This is a genomic window from Paraconexibacter sp., from assembly GCF_041602235.1.
In the GTDB taxonomy this organism is placed as follows: Bacteria; Actinomycetota; Thermoleophilia; order Solirubrobacterales; family Solirubrobacteraceae; genus Paraconexibacter.
In genome coordinates, this window is the sequence record NZ_JBFIGP010000452.1 from 1 (window position 1) to 1978 (window position 1978).

3 protein-coding genes are annotated in these 1978 nt (G+C 72.3%); all 3 read right to left on the reverse strand.

What is annotated here, in order from left to right; all coding sequences use genetic code 11:
* On the reverse strand, positions 1 to 1236 hold a 1236-nt coding region (locus ABYE80_RS20300), incomplete at its 3' end, for a hypothetical protein (RefSeq protein WP_372792185.1).
* A complete protein-coding gene (locus ABYE80_RS20305; protein WP_372792187.1) occupies positions 1212 to 1655 on the reverse strand; it encodes a hypothetical protein in 444 nt (147 codons plus the stop codon). The genes ABYE80_RS20300 and ABYE80_RS20305, both read right to left, overlap by 25 nt.
* Positions 1652 to 1978, reverse strand: a 327-nt coding sequence (locus ABYE80_RS20310; RefSeq protein WP_372792189.1) for a hypothetical protein, incomplete at its 5' end; no start/stop codon positions are given. The genes ABYE80_RS20305 and ABYE80_RS20310, both read right to left, overlap by 4 nt.

Consider the following 1978-nt stretch of genomic DNA (forward strand, 5'->3'; position numbering starts at 1 on the left):
GACGTCGCCGGAGGACTCGGCCTGCAGCGTGACGCTGTTCGCGCCGGAGCGCGCGGCCCCGCCGGCGTCGAACGTCTGCGTGGTGGCGTCCTGTCCCTCGAACGTCGCGGTCCCCAGGGGTGTCCCGTTGAGCGACACCGAGACGCGGTGGGAGCTGGTGGTCACGCCCTGGAGGCTGACGGTGACCGCGGCGTCCTCGCCCGTGGCGGCGGGGGCCGCCAAGCTCTGCGTGGCTGGCGAGCGCGTGATGACGGCACCGAAGAAGTTCGGCAGGTCGCCGTTGCGCAGCGCGGAGAAGTAGATGCCCCGGTCGGCCCGGTCGACCGTCGCGAGGTGAGAGGTCGGCCCGGCGCTCGCACCGCGCCCGGCCGGGGCGGTGGGGACGCGCGGAGCCGGCGTGGTCTGCGCATCGACGGTGTACGCCCGGGTTGCGGTGTCGATCGCGTCGATGCCCTCACCGTAGAACTCCAGGCCTCCGTCACGAACGAGCGCGCTGACCTCGCGCCCCTCGCGGTACACGTGCAGGTTGGCCGGATTGGAGGTGTCGACGCCGCGCGTCCGAAGATCCTCGAGGCTCACGCGCGTCCAGCCCGTCTGCGTGACGCCGATGCGAACCGTCTGGCGGGTCGCCAGCGTCGAGCCGACGACCTCGGCTGGGGTGCCCGGCGCGATCGCCGGCGAGACAGGACCGACCGGGACCGCTGGCGCCGCCGCTCCCGGGATGGTCTCCGTCTTTCCGCCCGCCTTCGTCGGCTTCAGCAGCGGTGAGGACGAGACACGGCGCACCTTCTTGCCCTTGACCACGTAGGGGCCTCGGAACGTGCGACGTCCTGACACGGCCACGTCGACGATCCAGTAGCGATCGCCGCGGCGGCCGAGACGATCGAAGTACCGGTAGCTGGACCGGGAGCGCCTGGTGGCCGTCGGGCCGATGCGCAGCACCGTCCCGGCCACCATCCGCTTGATCACCCGTACCCGCTTGCGCGGCTTGGCGGCGCGCGCGCGGTAGAGCTCGAAGCCGACGTTCGCCTTCTCGCGCTTGGTGGTCCAGCGCAGCAGCGCGCCGCCCCCACGAGCGGGGCGCGCCTTTCCGGACAGGCCGCTGACCTTCGCCGCGGTTGCGCTCGGCGCACTTGCGCTCGACGCGCTTGCGCCGACCGACCCGCCGGGACCGGCCAGGACGAGCGTCAGCGCGGCGAGTGCCGCACCGCTCAGGCGCAGGTGCCGGCGTTGCACAGGCCGCTGTCGCACTGCGAGCTCGTGGTGCAGGGCTGACCGGAAGCGAGCTTGGTCGCCGCCTGAGCGGCAGTCGGCGCCAAAATCGAGGTGATCGTCAGGCCCGCCGCAGCGGTCGCCGCCGCGCTAGTGGTCAGGGTGCGTAGCGCCTGACGGCGCGTCTGACCGGTCACCGCCGGTGGCGTCACGTGCAACAGGTCGCGTGTCGTGAGTTCGTGCACGGCGGCCTCGACCGTCGCGCGGTCATAGCCGGTGCGTGCAGCGAGCTCATCCTCACTGATGACGGTCTCGCACGCCTGCCAGATCTCCGCGGCGACCGGGCTCAGGCAGTGCGCGGCCTGCGTGCGCTGGTCATAGACCAGCAGCTCCTCACCGGCCCGCTCGACGATCAGACCGTCGGTTCGCTTGATGAGGGTCATCGGCTCGCCTTCCCGCTGGCCGCGAACGGCCCGTACATCGTCGTTGCGTTCGTCAGCGTACGGGCCCGCACGAAATACCGATCCCCAGGCCGACCCGCCCTGTCCCGGAACACGTACCGGGTGCTGACCGTGCGCGACAACGCGTTCGCCGCGATCAACCGCCGCGTCAGCTTCACCCGCGCGCGAGCGTGCGAGCCGCGCCGCACACGCAACACCTCATAGCCCAGCACGTCCCGCGCCAACCCCGCCCGCCAACGCACCAACACCCCACGACCCCGCGACCACCGCGCACTGCCCCCACCGAACCGCACCGCCGTCGGCGC